The organism is Paenibacillus sp. 4624 (assembly GCF_050435065.1).
Classification (GTDB): Bacteria; Bacillota; Bacilli; order Paenibacillales; family Paenibacillaceae; genus Paenibacillus; species Paenibacillus amylolyticus_D.
Genome location: NZ_JBNDJR010000022.1, coordinates 1 through 15,882 on the forward strand (window position 1 = coordinate 1; position 15,882 = coordinate 15,882).

A 15,882-nucleotide genomic window follows, 5' to 3' on the forward strand; every position below is an offset into this window, starting at 1 on the left:
GCGCCGATGGTACTTGGACCGCAGGGTCCTGGGAGAGTAGGACGCCGCCAAGCGAACTCTTTCATCTTACATAGAAAACAGGCTCTGCATGTGGATATTGTATGATGAATTGCATTTGCACTGCAAATGCATATTATTCCCTGATAGCTCAGTTGGTAGAGCACTCGACTGTTAATCGAGTTGTCACAGGTTCGAGTCCTGTTCGGGGAGCCATTTGCTCTCATAGCTCAGTAGGTAGAGTGCATCCATGGTAAGGATGAGGTCACCGGTTCGATCCCGGTTGAGAGCTCTGCAAATGGGGCCCGTTGGTCAAGGGGTTAAGACACCTCCCTTTCACGGAGGTAACAGGGGTTCGAATCCCCTACGGGTCATAGCAATACCTATGGAGGCTTAGCTCAGCTGGGAGAGCATCTGCCTTACAAGCAGAGGGTCGGGGGTTCGATCCCCTCAGCCTCCACCATCTACTTTTGGGGATTAGCCAAGCGGTAAGGCAACGGACTTTGACTCCGTCATGCATAGGTTCAAATCCTATATCCCCAGCCATTTAATATGAGTCATTAGCTCAGTTGGTAGAGCACCTGACTTTTAATCAGGGTGTCGAAGGTTCGAATCCTTCATGACTCACTTTTACTATATGCGCGTGTGGCGGAATTGGCAGACGCACTAGACTTAGGATCTAGCGTCTTTGACGTGGGGGTTCAAGTCCCTCCACGCGCATCCCTTATTTTGCGGAAGTGGCTCAGCGGTAGAGCATCGCCTTGCCAAGGCGAGGGTCGCGGGTTCGATTCCCGTCTTCCGCTCCAATATTTGCGCCCTTAGCTCAGCTGGATAGAGCGTTTGACTACGAATCAAAAGGCCGGGAGTTCGAATCTCTCAGGGCGCGCCATTATTACCTTTCATATCGGGATGTAGCTCAGCTTGGTAGAGCACCTGGTTTGGGACCAGGGGGTCGCATGTTCAAATCGTGTCATCCCGATTTTTGTTTATGCGGGTGTAGTTCAATGGTAGAACTTTAGCCTTCCAAGCTAATAGCGTGGGTTCGATTCCCATCACCCGCTTTCCCTAAAAAAGAAGCTCAAACCCTTGTGGCGCAAAGGTTTGAGCGTAATAGTATCATTCGACAAATGGGCACTACATCTTATGATGTGGTGTCCATTTGGTGTCCAAGAGGTTTTTTGGGGTTTAGAACTTCAAAATGATTGTCTCCTCCTGCAGCATGTACATCCCGTTCCACATATATATCTGAGGTGGTTGCAAGTTTAGTGTGTCTCAGTTGACTTTGTATGGCTTTTAGATCGGCACCGTAATTGCGGAGCAACATGGCTGTCGTATGACGAAGGTCATGGAGCCTTATTCGTGGTAGATCGTGTTTGTCCAAAAACTTTCTCCAAGTCAGAGATGGAGTATTGGGGTAGTATTTTGCCCCGTATTTATTCCGGAATACATAATCCTTATTTTCACCTTTCCAGTCATTCGGGTGCATCTTCATACGTTCACGTAGCTGCTTCTGTTTAAACGCCGCCAGCTCTTGCATATACCAGGCAGGCATAGGTACATATCCCTCATGCTCAACTGCTTTTAGTTCACCCTCTATTGATTTTCCATCCTCATCAAATGTGATCTGTTTTTCAACTAAAATCCTATTGTTTACGAAATCGACTTCTGGCCACTCGACGCCAAGGTATTCACCTCTACGGTACCCGCCCAATAAAACACCTATGAAATACATTCTCCAGTTCTCAGGCTCACTGTATAGCGCCGTAATTACTGTTTCGGCTTCTTTGTGAGTGTAAGACTTCTTTCTATGTTTAATCTCTCTCTGTTCTGATTTCGGGGCCGTAGGACGGCGAACACCTTCCATTGGGTTCTTTGCGATCATCTGCCATTCATGAGCCATGTCGAAAACACTCTTTAGTGCTTTGTAAATATTGAGTATGGTATTTGTTGCAAGGGGCTTGTTCTTTCCGTCTTGTCTGGAGGATGGGTCTTTTAAGTCTGCGAAAAAACGAACGATCTGAATAGTTGATATTTTATCAAGCTGATACCGGCCAAAAGTGGGAATGAGCCTGCTTTCGATAAAATACATGTAAATCTTTCGTGTGTATTCTCCCATTACAAGGTCAGCATGATTCTTTTTCCACTCTTTAATAAAGTCTTCAAAACCCATCAAGTTTGGTTTGATCCAATCTCCATTTTTTACTGATTCCTCAAACCTTGCTGCTTCTAAGTCCAATTCACCTTTACGTGGTTTGCGATCCAAGGTGATCGTCATTGACCGGCGAATACGTTTGTTCTTAGCGTCATAGCCCAACTCAGCAATAAGTTTGTACCTTCCGCTACCTTTATCAATCCAATTAGCCATGTTGAAATCTCCTCATTTCGTTGTTATATGAAACTAAAAATTAAAGTACATATTAAAGTTCACCTCCAATAAGAATATACGTTCTGTTTTGTGCGAGAGGAATTCAAGTTCCTGATAAATGATTTAAAAATGAATATGTATGTAAGTTTTATTTGCGCTTGGATTTAACAAAGTGAATGTAATCGATAATGTCCTGTATCTCTTCTTTAGAAAAATGTTCGCCTTTAAATTGTTCTGATACAGTGTTTGCCAAATCAAAGGAAATAAGATCCATTCCTCCGACTTCAATTAAATTACTCTTTTTTATGTTGAAATGACGTGAGATTCTTTCAATAGGCCCCATTCTAGGTTCTTTGACGCCAGTTTCCCAAGCCGAAACTGCACTATTGGTTACGCCTGCTATCTCAGCTAATTCTTGTTGAGTAATTCCATAGCGCTTCCTAAGGATTTTTAAGTTTTCAGCTATACCGAATTCATATTCTTGATCATTCATTTAGATTCGATCCCTCGCTCTTTGTGATTTCTATAAGGTGAGTATAACAGACAAGTCGAATGAATTCAACTTATAGAGGACTAAAAGTTGAATTATGATGTTGACATTCAACTTTTAGTCGAGTAGGATTGTCTTAAATCAACTGAAAGGAGGATTGGGTTGAATGCCAGTTGAACAGAAATTAACTATGAAACAAGCAAGAGTTATGAGAGGTTTTTCTCAAAAAGAAACTGCTATAAAGCTTGGAGTACACAGACAAACCCTTGGTAAATGGGAAAAGGATGCTGCTGATATGACTTTGGGAAAAGTTATGGCATTTGCCAATCTGGTTGGAATCAACTATGAAGAGATTAGTTTTACCTTTAAGTCAACTTAAAGTGGAATTAAAGGATGTGAGGGGGTGTAATCTTGTCCACTTCGGATTTTATTGAATCACTTAAAGCGGAAGTGAGTGAAGATGTGTTTCAACGATTGATGGATAAGTTTGAACCGCTGATTGTTCAAAGGCTTAAACATAACTCATTTACAACTCAAGAAGCTGCATCATATCTCAATTGTAGTGATCGTATGTTGCAGCTTATGTGTAAGAGGGGAGAAATCAAGTTTTATAAGATTGGAACGGATTATCGATTCCGGCAAACCGCTTTGGATGAATGGATTACCACTCAGGAACAGTGTACTGGAACAGTGTAACAAAACTGAAACAACGTGATGGAACGAGGATCAAAGGGAAAGGGGACTTGAGATGATCAAAAATTTTACTGATTGGTACCAAGAAAACAAGGCAGCTTTTGAAATGGAAAATCAGATTATTGCTGATAAGCTGTCTCAGGGGATAGACGGTGTGGAATGGCTTGTACTTAACATACTGCCGAAACCAAGCAGAATTGAAAGGCTGTCTCAGTGGTTTGAGTTTCTTTACGAGGATGGACATGATTGCGAAAAGTTAATGCTTGATGCCCTGACAATGGAATCAGACAGTTTCTATAAACGTTATGAACATAACTGGTGGATGGCCGTAGATAATACGTTGGCTCATCTCTATGTATTACGGATTTACAAGTATGACAAGTATTTTGATTTTCTCCAAAGATTAAAGCAAAGGAGTGAACAAGCATGACTGAATGGAAACACACTACTCCATCACACGCACTTCACTTGTTCAATGTTATGCAGAACCATAAAGTGCTGTGTGGTGCAGAAATTAGAGCGGGGCAGGCCGACCCGATCATGGGATTAAGTGATTATCAACCTGTCAGTGTGGATTGTGTTTTGGATTGTGCTCCAGAAGACCAAACAATGATTGTTGTTCTTGGTGAAGCTGAATTTTCATTTAACTTAAATTCACACAGATTTGATTACGACATCTCTGAGCAGACAATCGACATCATCATTTCGTCGGAGTGCCTTTCTGTACAATTCAGCACTGTGATAATGAGACGAGCCGTACTGGATGAAGCCAGAGCATTCGATCCTGATTTTAATGACAAGGTTATCCATATGGATATCGGTTCAAAACACTTTGAAGAAGCCTTTCAATTCTTGACCGATCTGATTCGTGAAGGAAGAGTCATCAAGGCTGTGAAAGTGTTGGGTGACGGAAATCAGGTATTAACTGTGGGTTATGTTGGGAAGGTGAGTTCATGACTCTCCCTGAGCTTGCCCGACTGTGGTTCGGATACCCTCTGCAACATGCCATCATTGTACGTAACATTCAAAAACAAAACAAAGGGGTTAATCGCTGATGATCGGATCTGACGGAATCTCTATTGCTCAGAAATTGACGTTGAAAGAAGCGCGGGAAAATTTTGGTTACAAGATCGAAGAAGTTGCGGAAAAGTCAGGTATATCAGCGGCTCGTATTCTTGAGTTAGAAGTCGACGCAAGCCAGGCTTTTGTTGATGAGTTTGTAAAACTCTGTACCTTCTACGGTACCGACAGATGCCACATTTATTCAGGAGTGGCTGAGAATGTCTTGGGGGCTCGAAAAGAAACATGGAATATAAAAACTCCAGCAGTCACATCAGATCAGCACACAGAACTTATGGCTTATTGGGAAATGAAAAAACAACTCCTAGACCTCATCTTTACGATTTCGAATGAAGAGAACTATACCCAAGACCGCATTAATAACGATCTTGCCCAAATCCTTGCCATTGTTGATGTGCGCGAAAAAGAAGCCATGTCAGCCATCACAGCGGCGTACACAGCTTCTGTCAGTCATCTTAGATAATCATCCATGGTGAGCCTTAATCTCTCTTGGCGGGGCGGTTAAGGCTACCAAAATCAAAGGGAGAAGTCCCTTCGCGCACATTATAACATCATATTTTCCTATAGCGCAAGGGCTCTCCTAAAAGGGAGAGAGTTTATATGTCAATTGAATTAAGTCATGAAACTTTACGTGAACTTGTAGTTGTCACTAAAGAATTCCTTATGAAACATGGTGTTTCACGTACTATCCAGCTTTGGGAAGAAGCCGCTACGCTTCAAGTTATTACGGCTGATGAGAAGGAAAAGTATCTTCATTTCTTGCTTGGTACAACTGCCACAGTTATTCAGCATATCCCTCATTTTTCCGGCGTCGAGATTTCTACTCATGCTGGTATTGATCCTGAAACGAATGTTCCGTTCATCCTGGCATCATCAAAAGAATATGACCATTATGCTAAATGGTTTTCTCGTCCGGTTGAACATAAAGGGCATATGGTAACAGAAGTCACATGTGGCTGGTATGAGGACGGGAGGGATGCCCTATGTCAATAGCATCAATGATGTTGATTGAACTGCTGGAGAATCATCCTAGGGTACCAGACAGTGAATATGAGGGCAAATACACATCATTAAACTTTAACTGGAAAGCAAACGGTGATAATCCGGATGATGTCGTTGAACACATTTTTAGTGAGTTAAAAGGACAAGTACCTCTTGATGAGTATATGGATTTAACAGCACAGTGTATTTACCGTTGGCTCGGGAAGCAGGAGAGTGAAGCGGATATGAAGGAAACACTTTTTAACTTCCTGAATGTGACTTTTGCCACTCCGATAAATTGATTCAGCTTGGAAAGAAAGAGTAGGTGAGACGGGTGACCGACTCTCGCAGGAGAAAAGGATTCATAACTATTGCTAACGAGATATGGGATGAGGTCATTCGTCGGGACTTCACTAAGCGCCAGAAGGACATTTTGTTCTTTGTCTGGCGCTTATCCTTCGGTTGTAATCGCAAGACCGCCCTCATCCCTCAACTAAGAGATTTTGAACTGTGTGGTGTCGGGAAAACGAACATTACAAAAGAATTGAAACTCCTTGAAGAATGCAAAGTGATTACTTGGAATCGTTCAAACAATAAATTCTCATTTAACGAAGATTTTGAAATTTGGAAAGTAACGTTGGTAAAAAGGTGGGATGATGACAGATTCAAAGGATTGATCAGGTTAAACCTCAATGAATCCAAGGCGAGTCAAGTTATCGAAACGATAACCGATCCTGAAGCGGAAAAGAGAGAATCTTCAGTTATCGATACAATAACTAATGACTTAGGTATTGAGTTATCAAAACAAGAACCGGAAAATACAGGGGCAGTTATTGAAATGATAACCATAAATGAAAACGAGTTATTAAAACAAGAACTGCCAGTTATCGAAACAATAACCACAACATCCATTGAGCCTATACAGGACGCGTCTTCCGGGGCTTCTAAAGACAGTTTAAAGACATTAAAAGATAAAGACAGTAAAGATATGGTCATTTCTGATTTTGAATCATTCTGGAATTCATACCCGAAAAAGGCCGCAAAAAAAGCAGCCCAAAACATGTGGGATCGAGCAATAAAAGCAAAGGTCAAACCCGAACTTTTAATTCAATGTTCACAGCATTACGCACAGCATTGTTTGTTGAACAAAACCGAAACAAATTTCATCATGCATGGTTCCACCTTTTTAAACCCAAAAAACGAACGATATGCTGATTTCACTGAACCACAGGTTCAAACGGCAAACGTTCCAGCTACAAATATTCAGAACAAAAGGTTCAGTCAGAACAAAGAATTGTTAATTTCACGAATGCAGGAGGGTCAACATGAAAGAAACGGAAACAATCGAATTGATGTCACTAATTATTACGGCATACCCCCAAGTTGAATTGAATGATGACATCGTTAACTTGTGGATAGAGATGCTATCGGATATATCAAAAACTGTAGCACTTCAAAATTTGAAACACCACATCAAGACATCAAAGTGGCCGCCTACGATAGCCGATATCAGGGCGAATACATCAACGACAAGTGATATTCTTCGGATAGAAACTCAGCAGTGTTTTGCTCTTATGGAATCATGGGAACAAAACGCCGTTCCGCTGCTGAAATCAGGTGACGACCATGAGTAACCTTTTCAACGTTCAAGCAGAACAGGCAGTGATAGGCAGCCTACTGCTAGACCGATCAGGAGATAACACAGCACTTGCTGTAGCGCTTCTTACTCCCCATGATTTTTCTGCACAGCACCGTCTTATCTTCGAGTCGGTAATTGTCCTGCATGAATTAGAGCAGGCCGTTGACCTGGTTACGCTCTATGCAGATTTGGAAACGCGGGGTGTTGCGGAAGATATAGGCGGCATTGACTATCTTGGCAATCTGGTTAACTCGGTACCTACGGCAGCCAATGCCAAGGAATACATTTCAATTGTTCAGAGCCTTGGACTGAAACGCCAAGCACTACGTTTGCTTGAGGAACAACGTCAGGCACTCGAAGAGTCATCAGACCCACTAGAAGTAATTGCTGGTATCAAGGCAGGCGCGGAAGAATTATCAGAACGTTCCCCTTCGGATCGGGGCATGATCAAAATCAGCGAAGTAATGGACGGTCATGATGATGACCTGGACACCAGAAGTAAATCTAAAGGGATAACAGGCGTGCCCACTTGTGGGTATGACTTGAACAAGCTTACAGGTGGCAGGCAGAAGCAAGATTTGATCATTGTGGCTGCAAGGCCATCGGTGGGAAAAACAGCTTTCATGCTCAACAACTCCAAAGCGGCGGCTAAGGCTGGTACGACAGTCGGCATATTCAGTCTTGAAATGCCCGGCAAGAAATTGGGCGAACGGATGCTTGCGAACATAGGGAACATTGATGGAAATATGCTTCGTACAGGTCTTTTAAGTCCAGAAAAATGGGGGGACTACACAAACGCCCGTATGCTTCTGGACGGCTTACCTATTGTAATTGACGATACACCGGGGATTACTATTCAGCAGATAGCCGCTAAGACCAAGCAGCTCAAGAAGGAATACGGCGAAATTTTCATTCAGATTGACTATCTGCAGTTGATTAACTCAGGCAAAAAGTTCTCAAGCCGTGAACAGGAAATCGCCTATATCAGCCGCTACTTAAAGCAGATAGCCCGGGACAATGATTGTCCGGTAGAGGTATTGTCTCAGCTCAGCAGGGGCGTTGAACAGCGACAGGATAAGCGTCCAATGATGTCCGATCTACGGGAGTCCGGTTCCATTGAGCAAGATGCAGACGAGATTGATTTCTTGTATCGGGATGATTACTACAACGCCGAGACGGAAAAGCGAAATATTGTTGAAATCATCGTAGCCAAGGGGAGAAACACAGGTACGGGACTTGTTGAGATGGCGTATTTGAAGAATTTAAGCAAGTTTGTTGATATTACACGAATCGATTATTGACGAGAAAGGCGGGATAGTATGTCGGGTTCGTCAGAACATCTGGAGTTAGAAAACAACGTGAGACTCATTATGCAATACCAAACAATCTTGGTGAAGCATATTGAAACAGCTTTGATTAACGGACAGGTGGACGAACATACCGCCATTCGCCTAAAAAGTCAGGGGTGCATCTATCAAACACGGGATGAAATCCTAGACCACTTCGAAGTCATCTTCCGCGAACTGGTCAATTATTATCAAGAACGGTTGCGACACCGGATTTTGAAGGGAGCTGAGTTTATCGACTCTCTTGCTCCTGATGATCCGCGCCGAATACCTGCCATGGATAAATACGATGGGCTGTGTAAGCAGCTCAATGAAAGTGAGGACAGAGAACATGGAACCAGCAATAGCAACATCACCTAAAGACGCAGCTAATCAGCTTCACGAGTTGGTCAAGTACATCAAAGATCAATTCGATCACACCGCAAGTAGTATAGGAGCTTGCGATGGAGAGGCGGCAGATTTAACACATGCATTTGAACTATTAGGCCCCGAAGAGATAGACCCTACAGAACTTCTTTGGCAGTACCAGGAAAACAGGAGAAGACGGAGACATGCAAAGGAAGAGAATGAGCAGTGGCGTGCGCTATATGAAGTTGTGGTTAAACTCGGGCTGATACATTATTTCAGCCAGGCTAAACGTGAAGTCAGGTCTATTATCAAAACACAATCAGCCCGTCATTACACTGTAAAAAATCGTAACGACCTTCAATCATATTTTGATAGAGCTAAGTTGAGAAATTCGTTGAATAATCAGACAGGTTCATAGTCGAAAAAGAAGGGAGTAAATACAGTGGGAAAGTGGATTGGGCGGCCTTCACCAAAAAGTCTGCGAGCTGGTAGCGGATGGTTTGCGGAGCTGGACCGGGTGTACAGTAGCGAGGATGGTCAGTATGCCGTTATGACAAGACCTGTAGAAACAGAGTGGGGCCAAGTCATTCATGCCTGTATCAGAAACGTAGGCGGTACAGATATATCTTGGGCAGAGAAACAGCGAATCAAGAATGAGCTATTGGGAACAGAACGAACTGCTATAGAGGTCTTCCCAGCATCCGCAGATCTGGTAGATGAAACGAATATGTATCATCTTTGGGTACTTCCTGCAGGTATGGAGCTACCGTTCACGATTAAAGTTTAGGGGGTGAGGGAAGGAAATGAAAGTCAAATCGGTCATACCAACTGTAGACCATAAAAAAGTAGCAAAAGTAATGCGGGGTGTCTTTGAACAGTACGATATGTGTAAATGTTTGACTGACAACCCGGAGTATAAGGCATTTAAGGAAGCTATTGACGAAGCAGTAAAGTCTCTCAATGAAGTGGAAAGCCACCTGATTAGTGAACGGTACCTAATTGACTTCTATCGGACAGACCTCAGAGTATACACGGTATATATGGAACCACCAATCTCCAAGGACACATACACAAAGGTTCGAAAGAGAGCATTTCATAAAATGTTCCTCAGTTTGAGGGATCAGGGCATCATAGTTTGAACATAAAAATCCCCCGCGAGCTTGGCGGCCAGGCGGGGGATTTAGTGATACATAACAACTCACCCAATTATACCACAGGTGAGGGGATTATATGACAAAGAAAACTGTACAATTAACTTTGGGTCTGCCGGCGCTGGACAGTGAACAAACCCGCCGCAATGTGGAGGATCGTTTGGAGACTGTCCGTATCTATCGGCAGATCGGTATGACACGCAGGGAAATCGGCACAACGCCGAACTATTCTCCAAGAGAACACGGCAGCACCAATCAAATTAGTATGGCAACACAGGACACAGCTATTTGGAACGTGGATAAGGAAGCAGAGCTGGAGGAACATTCGATCATGCTGGATCGTGCGCTGCAGAAGCTCAGCCGGAAAGAAAGAGAACTGATCGAGCGGCGATTTTTAGAAGACGAGGACGTATTTGATTACAACGTTTGTGCTGATATGAATATGGGGGAACGTTCCTTCCGTAGAATGAAAGCTAGGGCAATATATAAATTGTCGCTATCTCTTCGACTTGAAGTGCTGGTTGATCCGTTAGAAACGATCGATATCGAAGAAAAAAAAGTGGCCGCTAAGTGAAACATTTTTGGCAGGATTTTGGCCGCAAATTGGCACGCCGTTTTGGTTTAGGCATGATATATTTGTATTGTGGAAATAGGACGAGAGGAACACCAGAGGTATTTCATACCAAAGGTTACCCCCGTCTTTTTTTCATTCTCATGGCAGGCTACGTTTTCCCAACTGCTTGGGAAAATCAATTGTAGGAATTAATTACCATTGTACATTTTGGAAACTAAACCTGTAGAATATGGAAAACACAGCATGATTTGCGAAGGTGATATAAATGTACATGGATTACAAGAAATTCAAGGTGCACTTAAAAGATATGGCTGATCGTGGATTCTCTATTCAAGAAAGTATTGCTTTTCGTAAGCCGTTTCTGCCCTTGGATATGTATGGATGTAGTGAATTGATACAGACTCCACTAAATACTGCAATGATTAGTCGATTGCATCGGTCATTTGGAACAAACATTACGTTGATGGAGTTAACACAACACAACTGGAACGAACTGTTCAAGGATGCAAAGCTTGGCCCTATAACTTCTGAAAACATGTACACTTTCTTTTATGAGATGAGTGAACAAATACCTTTCGAGTTTAACGACAGAGATTATTACTCTTCTTATGAACTTGCTCGAATTATGAATGTGCCTGATGATGAAATGATACTTCAGTTACAAGCGGGAAGGTATAAGGGAGCATTCATTGACCAAAGCGGCCAGTGGAGAAAGAAAAAGCCAAACAGCTCAGGAAAATTTTCCTGACATCAACAATTAATCATGAGTCGCCATACGGCGGCTTTTTTGCGTTCCGCAAAACTATTCAGGAGGTCGAAATCATGAAGAATCCGCAGATTGAGAACAATTTCAGCTATCATTCACCTAAAGAGGGTCAGCCAGCCAAATACGAAGCTATCAGGGCTAAGGCGAAGGAGCTGGCCTGCTTGATCGATGAGCAGACACCAAAGTCACGTGAGCAATCGTTGGCACAAACGAATCTGGAACAGGCTGTATTCTGGGCGAATGCTGCGGTAGCAAGGAATGAATAGCGAAACGGATCGGATCAACGATCGGCATAAGCACATGTTTGAAAAGATGCGTCGAGCATTTGTACGCTTGAGCGAATCTTTCGCAAACTTCGCCAATGCGATTCAGGAGCGTCAGGGAGTCATTGATCTGCTGGAACTGATCGAGTCATATGATGAGCAGCCTGTGAAGACAAAGCCGCTTCGCTTACGTGATCTACCGAAATCACTACCGATGCAGCATCAAGTTCTGAATCGTAAGCCGGTTCTTCAGGTAGCACGGAGTCGGTGTTGAAAAAAAGCCGCATTAGCGACTTAATTTGAGACTGCTTGAGCTATCATGTATAAAAAGACAAGTACAGCAGCAAGGGAAACACAGCGTAGTAAAAGTGGTTTTCCGATTTCATCATACAATCGTTCAAACAAGCGCCTGACCTCCTTTCGTCCTAGTTCTTTCGACACCAGAAGAGGGAATTCCTTCCTAATTGTCGAAAGAAGGTGATAAGGAGGTGATAGAGATGAAAGAAGAGTACAAAAAATATGCTCTAGAGTTAGGAAAAATAGGCGAAAAAATCGAACAAATATCGAAAAAATTTGGTGAAGTCAATCGTTTAAGTGCCACGACTTTCGAGATGCTTAAGCATAAAAAAGAATCATACTCAAATTCATTTAAAGAATATAAAGAATGTAAAGAACAAATGTTGAGAATGAATGTTCCCAGCATTGTTGCAGAAGAACATAACGATTTTGTTAATGCATTTGATGCATTCATCAAGGGTACTGAAAAAAAAGCCGATGCTATTGATCTGGATGCATTGGTTACCAATGAAGCTTTGTTCAACGAAGGTTCTGAGCAATGGAAGAAAGGTACTGACCTTGCAAAACCAATAACTGACAAAATTGTTGCAAAGCTTTTTGCAGGTTAGTTAAATTGACGAGCGCCTATTATAAAGGCGCTTTTTTAAATTTCATCTTTATTTAATCGAGGTGGTGGTATGAACGAGGTTCAACCAATTCGGGATAAAGCCATTGTTGAACAAATCAAAAATTACCTAAAGGTGACCAGTTTCCGTAATTACATTTTCTTTAGTATGGGCGTTCATAGTGGATTACGGGTATCTGACTTATTGCAGCTCAAAGTGGTTTCGGTTCGTGATCAGGAGCATATCAATTATGTGGCTCAGAAGACCAAAAACCGGAAACGTAAGAAGCGCAAACGTAAAAAGTTCATCATTCACCCGGATATCTACGATGATTTAATGATTTACATTGAAGATATGGACGATGATGATTATTTGTTCCCCAGCAGACAACGGAAGACGATCACAGGAGCTGTGGGAGAGCCTATTCATAGGATAACAGCCTATAAAATGATCAGTGGAATAGCCAAGCGCTTTGGGCTTACAGACATTGGTGTCCATTCACTCAGAAAGACGTGGGGTTATCACCTTTATAACGACGATCCACGCAATCTAGCGTTACTAATGGAGATGCTAGGACATGAGGATATGGTGACCACTTTGCTGTATTTGGGTATCACCCAGGACGCTATGGATGATGCAATACGCCGTTTGAGTTATACACAATCCGGTTGATGTTGCACTCAAATGGGGGAGTGGTACAAAGCTTGATCTTATCGGATTCTTAATCTTTCTCCAGTGCAACAGAAATAGAGTTATGTTTCACTCTACTTACTTAAATTGGTTATAAATGGATCAAAAATGGTTTTTATTTTGGGTTGGATTTGAAGAAAAACAATTAGATATTTATCTATTTAGACTCATTCTAAGAAAACCAACTCAATTCCGGCTGTATAATCGATGAATAAACGTCCCGTTTGTAGGCAATAAGTCGGGAAATAATCAAAATCCGATAAAGTGAAAAATCCAGTAATGACGCGGGTTTTCGGGTTTATGCATAAACTATGTATATCAACATAATTCGTTTAGGTGCCAAAAAGCCCGTGAAATCAGGGTTTTCGGCGTGATCATGGGAAAGTACATATGTACAAAACTCAGGGTTTTAGACATATGTCTGTGCATAAAACGTGCATAAATTGTACTTGGAGGTGAGGTGAACGTGTAATGGCTAGAGAGAGAAGCCCGGATCGTAAGAAAGCAATGGCAATGTGGTTCGCCAGTGGCAAGGAAATGAAGCCAAAAGAGATTGCTGAAAAGCTTGGAATCAGTGATGGGCTTGTTCGTAAATGGAAAAGCCTTGATGAATGGGAGAAACAGCCTGAGCCGCGAGCCGGAGCGCCCAAGGGTAACCGGAACGCGGTAGGTAATAGAGGTGGGCACGGCGGGCCGATTGGCAATGATAAGGCCGTTAAACACGGTCTGTTCCGCAAGTTCCTGCCAGATGATGAAGAAACACGGGAGATTTACGACACGACAGCCGAGCTCACCACGCTTGATATATTGTGGGAGGGCATACGCATCCAGCTCACCAACATCATACGTGCCTTGAAGACACAGCATGTGACGGGCAAGGATGAAATGATTAAGGAAATCAAAAAGCAGAAATTTGAAGTCCATAACACAGGTACGAAGAAAGAGCCTAAGCTTGAACAAATGGTAACCGAACAGGAATATGAGTTTCAGTTTGCATGGGATCGATCAGCGAACAGCCTGAAAGCCATGGCTGCTGCATGGACAGCGCTGGGCGGCAGTATCAAGAAGTATGAAGACGTTTTGCGGCTGGCTACCCCGGATGAGGTGAATGAAGCGCAGAAACAACGCTTGGAGCAGATCAAGGCTAGCATTGCCGTAATGCGCGGCAAGGTTCCAGATAACAGTAAGCTTGACCTGAACCAGCAAATCACCGCACTGGCAGACTTGATTAACAACCCTGTGCCGGAACGGGTGATAGATGATGACTGATACGGCCTTGATCCCATATGCACCGTTTAATACCAAGCAGTCGGAGTATATCCGGCGTTGCCAAGACTCCTGGCTTAATGTAGCCGAGGGCGGCAAACGTGCAGGAAAGAACATCATTAATCTGATTGCCTATGCTATGTGTCTGGAGGTTCACCCGGACAAGCTTCATTTGGTCGCTGGGGTGAGTATGGCAGCAACCAAGATGAATGCCATAGATTCGAACGGGTTCGGTCTGCAATGGCTGTTTAAGGGCCGTTGCCGAGAAGGTGAATACAAGGATCGTGCCGCGCTTTTCATTCAAACCAAGACTGGTGAGAAGATCGTCATCATTGCAGGCGGTGGTAAGGCTAATAACGCCGCGCTAATCAAGGGTAATTCCTATGGTACCGCCTATGTAACAGAGGTCAACGAGTGTCATCCATCGTTCGTAAAGGAAGTGTTTGACCGGACGTTGGCATCCACCAAGCGGCAATTGTTCTTTGATCTTAACCCTAAGCCGCCAGCCCATTGGTTCTATGCAGACATTCTGGACTTTCAGGATGAGTTGTTAAAGCAGGGGCAGAACGCAGGGTACAATTATCAGCACTTCACCGTGTTTGACAACCTGAGCATACCGGATGACCGTCTAAAGGCGTTGCTGCTTACCTATGACAAGACCAGTTTGTGGTATAAGTCAGAAATTAAGGGAGAACGCACAGCGGCTACAGGTCGGATATACACGGGTTACACTGTCAAGGATGTCATCATTACCCGAGAGCATATCTTGGCTGAACGGTTCATTGAGTTTTCCATCGGTATAGACGTTGGGGGCACTGATGCTACGGTTGCCACACTCACGGGATTCACGCCACGATATGGCAAGGTCATACTGCTGGACGGCTATTACCACAAGCAGGGCAAAGAGAACGGCTATACACATGACCGTTACGCTAAAGAGATTGTCGAAAAGATTGTAGAGTGGTCGGAAACCTATCCGGCTTTTTTGTCGTGTACTCATATCTTTGCTGAATCTGCTGATAAGCTGTTCCGGCAGGCGCTGGCTAATGAGTTGAAGCGGCGGGGGATACACATCCGGGTCGTGCCTGCTTACAAGAAAGAGGGCATCGTTGACCGGATCAGATTGACGAACGTTCTAATCAACCAAGGGCGGTACAAGATCATGGCACATTTGAAACACTGGATTGAAGCCATTGAGAACGCCACATGGGACGAGACAGAGCGCCAGAAAGGCGAATGGGTAAGAACCGATGACGGAAGTTACCCGGTAGACTGCTTGGATAGTAGTGAATACGCCGTACAGCCATTCAAGAAGGGACTGGAGGTATAGA

General features: G+C 43.4%; 24 protein-coding genes and 11 tRNA genes. 33 read left to right on the plus strand and 2 right to left on the minus strand.

All coding sequences use genetic code 11. The annotated features are described in order from the left end of the window. The first annotated feature begins 137 nt into the window (after positions 1-137). From ABIE27_RS29400 to ABIE27_RS29450, 11 genes are all read left to right on the plus strand, one after another. Positions 138-213, plus strand: a tRNA-Asn gene (locus tag ABIE27_RS29400). A gap of 3 nt (positions 214-216) precedes the next feature. Next, positions 217-289 (plus strand) — tRNA-Thr (locus ABIE27_RS29405). 10 nt (positions 290-299) lie between these two features. Then, positions 300-371 (plus strand) — tRNA-Glu (locus ABIE27_RS29410). A gap of 13 nt (positions 372-384) precedes the next feature. Continuing rightward, positions 385-460, plus strand: a tRNA-Val gene (locus tag ABIE27_RS29415). 8 nt (positions 461-468) lie between these two features. Further along, positions 469-543 (plus strand) — tRNA-Gln (locus tag ABIE27_RS29420). Positions 544-551: 8 nt separating this feature from the next. Then, positions 552-624: transfer RNA gene (locus ABIE27_RS29425), tRNA-Lys, on the plus strand. A 12-nt stretch (positions 625-636) separates the two neighbouring features. Next, a tRNA-Leu gene (locus ABIE27_RS29430) sits at positions 637-717 on the plus strand. 11 nt (positions 718-728) lie between these two features. Next, positions 729-803: transfer RNA gene (locus ABIE27_RS29435), tRNA-Gly, on the plus strand. 6 nt (positions 804-809) lie between these two features. Further along, positions 810-886: transfer RNA gene (locus ABIE27_RS29440), tRNA-Arg, on the plus strand. Positions 887-902: 16 nt separating this feature from the next. Further along, positions 903-976 (plus strand) — tRNA-Pro (locus ABIE27_RS29445). A gap of 11 nt (positions 977-987) precedes the next feature. Next, positions 988-1,058, plus strand: a tRNA-Gly gene (locus tag ABIE27_RS29450). A gap of 80 nt (positions 1,059-1,138) precedes the next feature. Here the strand turns inward: ABIE27_RS29450 and ABIE27_RS29455 are convergent. Together ABIE27_RS29455 and ABIE27_RS29460 are read right to left on the minus strand one after the other, a co-directional pair. Beyond that, complete coding sequence (locus tag ABIE27_RS29455; RefSeq protein ID WP_429352094.1) at positions 1,139-2,362, minus strand: tyrosine-type recombinase/integrase; 1,224 nt, start codon at positions 2,360-2,362, stop codon at positions 1,139-1,141. 148 nt (positions 2,363-2,510) lie between these two features. Continuing rightward, entirely contained in the window at positions 2,511-2,855 is a 345-nt protein-coding gene (locus ABIE27_RS29460; protein WP_429352095.1) for a helix-turn-helix domain-containing protein, read from the minus strand. A 163-nt stretch (positions 2,856-3,018) separates the two neighbouring features. Between ABIE27_RS29460 and ABIE27_RS29465 the strand changes: the two genes are divergently transcribed. From ABIE27_RS29465 to ABIE27_RS29570, 22 genes are all read left to right on the plus strand, one after another. Then, on the plus strand, positions 3,019-3,231 hold the full coding sequence (locus ABIE27_RS29465; RefSeq protein WP_429352096.1) for a helix-turn-helix transcriptional regulator: 213 nt from the start codon (positions 3,019-3,021) through the stop codon (positions 3,229-3,231). Between the two features lie 32 nt (positions 3,232-3,263). Beyond that, positions 3,264-3,548, plus strand: coding sequence for a helix-turn-helix domain-containing protein (locus ABIE27_RS29470; RefSeq protein WP_429352097.1), 285 nt, complete (start codon positions 3,264-3,266; stop codon positions 3,546-3,548). A gap of 52 nt (positions 3,549-3,600) precedes the next feature. Continuing rightward, on the plus strand, positions 3,601-3,975 hold the full coding sequence (locus tag ABIE27_RS29475; RefSeq protein ID WP_429352098.1) for a hypothetical protein: 375 nt from the start codon (positions 3,601-3,603) through the stop codon (positions 3,973-3,975). Next, positions 3,972-4,502, plus strand: coding sequence for a hypothetical protein (locus ABIE27_RS29480; RefSeq protein ID WP_429352099.1), 531 nt, complete (start codon positions 3,972-3,974; stop codon positions 4,500-4,502). The genes ABIE27_RS29475 and ABIE27_RS29480 overlap by 4 nt, the downstream gene beginning before the upstream one ends. A 97-nt stretch (positions 4,503-4,599) precedes the next feature. Continuing rightward, positions 4,600-5,088, plus strand: a complete 489-nt coding sequence (locus ABIE27_RS29485) for a helix-turn-helix domain-containing protein (RefSeq protein WP_429352100.1) — start codon at positions 4,600-4,602, stop codon at positions 5,086-5,088. A 137-nt stretch (positions 5,089-5,225) separates the two neighbouring features. Beyond that, positions 5,226-5,618, plus strand: coding sequence for a hypothetical protein (locus ABIE27_RS29490; protein WP_429352101.1), 393 nt, complete (start codon positions 5,226-5,228; stop codon positions 5,616-5,618). Next, positions 5,609-5,908: a hypothetical protein gene (locus ABIE27_RS29495; protein ID WP_429352102.1), complete on the plus strand. Its 300-nt coding sequence runs from the start codon at positions 5,609-5,611 to the stop codon at positions 5,906-5,908. Before ABIE27_RS29490 ends, ABIE27_RS29495 begins: the two co-directional genes overlap by 10 nt. A 32-nt stretch (positions 5,909-5,940) precedes the next feature. Beyond that, on the plus strand, positions 5,941-6,993 hold the full coding sequence (locus tag ABIE27_RS29500) for a replication protein (RefSeq protein ID WP_429352103.1): 1,053 nt from the start codon (positions 5,941-5,943) through the stop codon (positions 6,991-6,993). Beyond that, the gene (locus ABIE27_RS29505; protein WP_429352104.1) at positions 6,932-7,240 is read left to right on the plus strand and encodes a replicative helicase loader/inhibitor; all 309 of its coding nucleotides are present in this window, start codon (positions 6,932-6,934) and stop codon (positions 7,238-7,240) included. The genes ABIE27_RS29500 and ABIE27_RS29505 overlap by 62 nt, the downstream gene beginning before the upstream one ends. Continuing rightward, on the plus strand, positions 7,233-8,546 hold the full coding sequence (gene dnaB / locus ABIE27_RS29510) for a replicative DNA helicase (RefSeq protein ID WP_429352105.1): 1,314 nt from the start codon (positions 7,233-7,235) through the stop codon (positions 8,544-8,546). Before ABIE27_RS29505 ends, dnaB begins: the two co-directional genes overlap by 8 nt. Positions 8,547-8,615: 69 nt before the next feature. Continuing rightward, positions 8,616-8,951, plus strand: coding sequence for a hypothetical protein (locus ABIE27_RS29515; RefSeq protein WP_429352106.1), 336 nt, complete (start codon positions 8,616-8,618; stop codon positions 8,949-8,951). Further along, a complete protein-coding gene (locus tag ABIE27_RS29520; protein ID WP_429352107.1) occupies positions 8,923-9,357 on the plus strand; it encodes a hypothetical protein in 435 nt (144 codons plus the stop codon). The genes ABIE27_RS29515 and ABIE27_RS29520 overlap by 29 nt, the downstream gene beginning before the upstream one ends. 24 nt (positions 9,358-9,381) lie before the next feature. Beyond that, the gene (locus ABIE27_RS29525) at positions 9,382-9,726 is read left to right on the plus strand and encodes a DUF7694 domain-containing protein (RefSeq protein ID WP_429352108.1); all 345 of its coding nucleotides are present in this window, start codon (positions 9,382-9,384) and stop codon (positions 9,724-9,726) included. 16 nt (positions 9,727-9,742) lie between these two features. After that, positions 9,743-10,078, plus strand: a complete 336-nt coding sequence (locus ABIE27_RS29530) for a hypothetical protein (RefSeq protein WP_429352109.1) — start codon at positions 9,743-9,745, stop codon at positions 10,076-10,078. Positions 10,079-10,169: 91 nt separating this feature from the next. Then, positions 10,170-10,664, plus strand: a complete 495-nt coding sequence (locus tag ABIE27_RS29535) for an ArpU family phage packaging/lysis transcriptional regulator (RefSeq protein ID WP_429352110.1) — start codon at positions 10,170-10,172, stop codon at positions 10,662-10,664. Positions 10,665-10,935: 271 nt separating this feature from the next. Continuing rightward, on the plus strand, positions 10,936-11,412 hold the full coding sequence (locus ABIE27_RS29540; RefSeq protein ID WP_429352111.1) for a hypothetical protein: 477 nt from the start codon (positions 10,936-10,938) through the stop codon (positions 11,410-11,412). Positions 11,413-11,486: 74 nt separating this feature from the next. Then, the gene (locus ABIE27_RS29545) at positions 11,487-11,696 is read left to right on the plus strand and encodes a DUF7681 family protein (RefSeq protein WP_429352112.1); all 210 of its coding nucleotides are present in this window, start codon (positions 11,487-11,489) and stop codon (positions 11,694-11,696) included. Next, entirely contained in the window at positions 11,689-11,967 is a 279-nt protein-coding gene (locus ABIE27_RS29550) for a hypothetical protein (RefSeq protein WP_429352113.1), read from the plus strand. Before ABIE27_RS29545 ends, ABIE27_RS29550 begins: the two co-directional genes overlap by 8 nt. Before the next feature lie 223 nt (positions 11,968-12,190). Beyond that, positions 12,191-12,598 (plus strand): hypothetical protein, encoded by a 408-nt coding sequence (locus tag ABIE27_RS29555; protein ID WP_429352114.1) that lies wholly within the window; start codon positions 12,191-12,193, stop codon positions 12,596-12,598. 69 nt (positions 12,599-12,667) lie between these two features. Continuing rightward, positions 12,668-13,267, plus strand: coding sequence for a tyrosine-type recombinase/integrase (locus ABIE27_RS29560; protein ID WP_429352115.1), 600 nt, complete (start codon positions 12,668-12,670; stop codon positions 13,265-13,267). A 489-nt stretch (positions 13,268-13,756) separates the two neighbouring features. Next, positions 13,757-14,554: a phage terminase small subunit gene (gene terS / locus ABIE27_RS29565; RefSeq protein ID WP_429352116.1), complete on the plus strand. Its 798-nt coding sequence runs from the start codon at positions 13,757-13,759 to the stop codon at positions 14,552-14,554. Beyond that, the gene (locus ABIE27_RS29570) at positions 14,547-15,881 is read left to right on the plus strand and encodes a terminase large subunit domain-containing protein (protein ID WP_429352117.1); all 1,335 of its coding nucleotides are present in this window, start codon (positions 14,547-14,549) and stop codon (positions 15,879-15,881) included. Before terS ends, ABIE27_RS29570 begins: the two co-directional genes overlap by 8 nt. Position 15,882 lies beyond the last annotated feature (1 nt).

Bases quoted from the DNA above. Each gene is read 5' to 3' on its own strand.
- ABIE27_RS29455 (WP_429352094.1), bottom strand. From the start codon at position 2,362: ATGGCTAATTGGATTGATAAAGGTAGCGGAAGGTACAAACTTATTGCT.
- ABIE27_RS29460 (WP_429352095.1), bottom strand. From the start codon at position 2,855: ATGAATGATCAAGAATATGAATTCGGTATAGCTGAAAACTTAAAAATC.
- ABIE27_RS29465 (WP_429352096.1), top strand. From the start codon at position 3,019: ATGCCAGTTGAACAGAAATTAACTATGAAACAAGCAAGAGTTATGAGA.
- ABIE27_RS29475 (WP_429352098.1), top strand. From the start codon at position 3,601: ATGATCAAAAATTTTACTGATTGGTACCAAGAAAACAAGGCAGCTTTT.
- ABIE27_RS29480 (WP_429352099.1), top strand. From the start codon at position 3,972: ATGACTGAATGGAAACACACTACTCCATCACACGCACTTCACTTGTTC.
- ABIE27_RS29485 (WP_429352100.1), top strand. From the start codon at position 4,600: ATGATCGGATCTGACGGAATCTCTATTGCTCAGAAATTGACGTTGAAA.
- ABIE27_RS29490 (WP_429352101.1), top strand. From the start codon at position 5,226: ATGTCAATTGAATTAAGTCATGAAACTTTACGTGAACTTGTAGTTGTC.
- ABIE27_RS29495 (WP_429352102.1), top strand. From the start codon at position 5,609: ATGTCAATAGCATCAATGATGTTGATTGAACTGCTGGAGAATCATCCT.
- ABIE27_RS29505 (WP_429352104.1), top strand. From the start codon at position 6,932: ATGAAAGAAACGGAAACAATCGAATTGATGTCACTAATTATTACGGCA.
- dnaB (WP_429352105.1), top strand. From the start codon at position 7,233: ATGAGTAACCTTTTCAACGTTCAAGCAGAACAGGCAGTGATAGGCAGC.
- ABIE27_RS29515 (WP_429352106.1), top strand. From the start codon at position 8,616: ATGCAATACCAAACAATCTTGGTGAAGCATATTGAAACAGCTTTGATT.
- ABIE27_RS29520 (WP_429352107.1), top strand. From the start codon at position 8,923: ATGGAACCAGCAATAGCAACATCACCTAAAGACGCAGCTAATCAGCTT.
- ABIE27_RS29530 (WP_429352109.1), top strand. From the start codon at position 9,743: ATGAAAGTCAAATCGGTCATACCAACTGTAGACCATAAAAAAGTAGCA.
- ABIE27_RS29535 (WP_429352110.1), top strand. From the start codon at position 10,170: ATGACAAAGAAAACTGTACAATTAACTTTGGGTCTGCCGGCGCTGGAC.
- ABIE27_RS29540 (WP_429352111.1), top strand. From the start codon at position 10,936: ATGGATTACAAGAAATTCAAGGTGCACTTAAAAGATATGGCTGATCGT.
- ABIE27_RS29545 (WP_429352112.1), top strand. From the start codon at position 11,487: ATGAAGAATCCGCAGATTGAGAACAATTTCAGCTATCATTCACCTAAA.
- ABIE27_RS29550 (WP_429352113.1), top strand. From the start codon at position 11,689: ATGAATAGCGAAACGGATCGGATCAACGATCGGCATAAGCACATGTTT.
- ABIE27_RS29555 (WP_429352114.1), top strand. From the start codon at position 12,191: ATGAAAGAAGAGTACAAAAAATATGCTCTAGAGTTAGGAAAAATAGGC.
- ABIE27_RS29560 (WP_429352115.1), top strand. From the start codon at position 12,668: ATGAACGAGGTTCAACCAATTCGGGATAAAGCCATTGTTGAACAAATC.
- terS (WP_429352116.1), top strand. From the start codon at position 13,757: ATGGCTAGAGAGAGAAGCCCGGATCGTAAGAAAGCAATGGCAATGTGG.
- ABIE27_RS29570 (WP_429352117.1), top strand. From the start codon at position 14,547: ATGACTGATACGGCCTTGATCCCATATGCACCGTTTAATACCAAGCAG.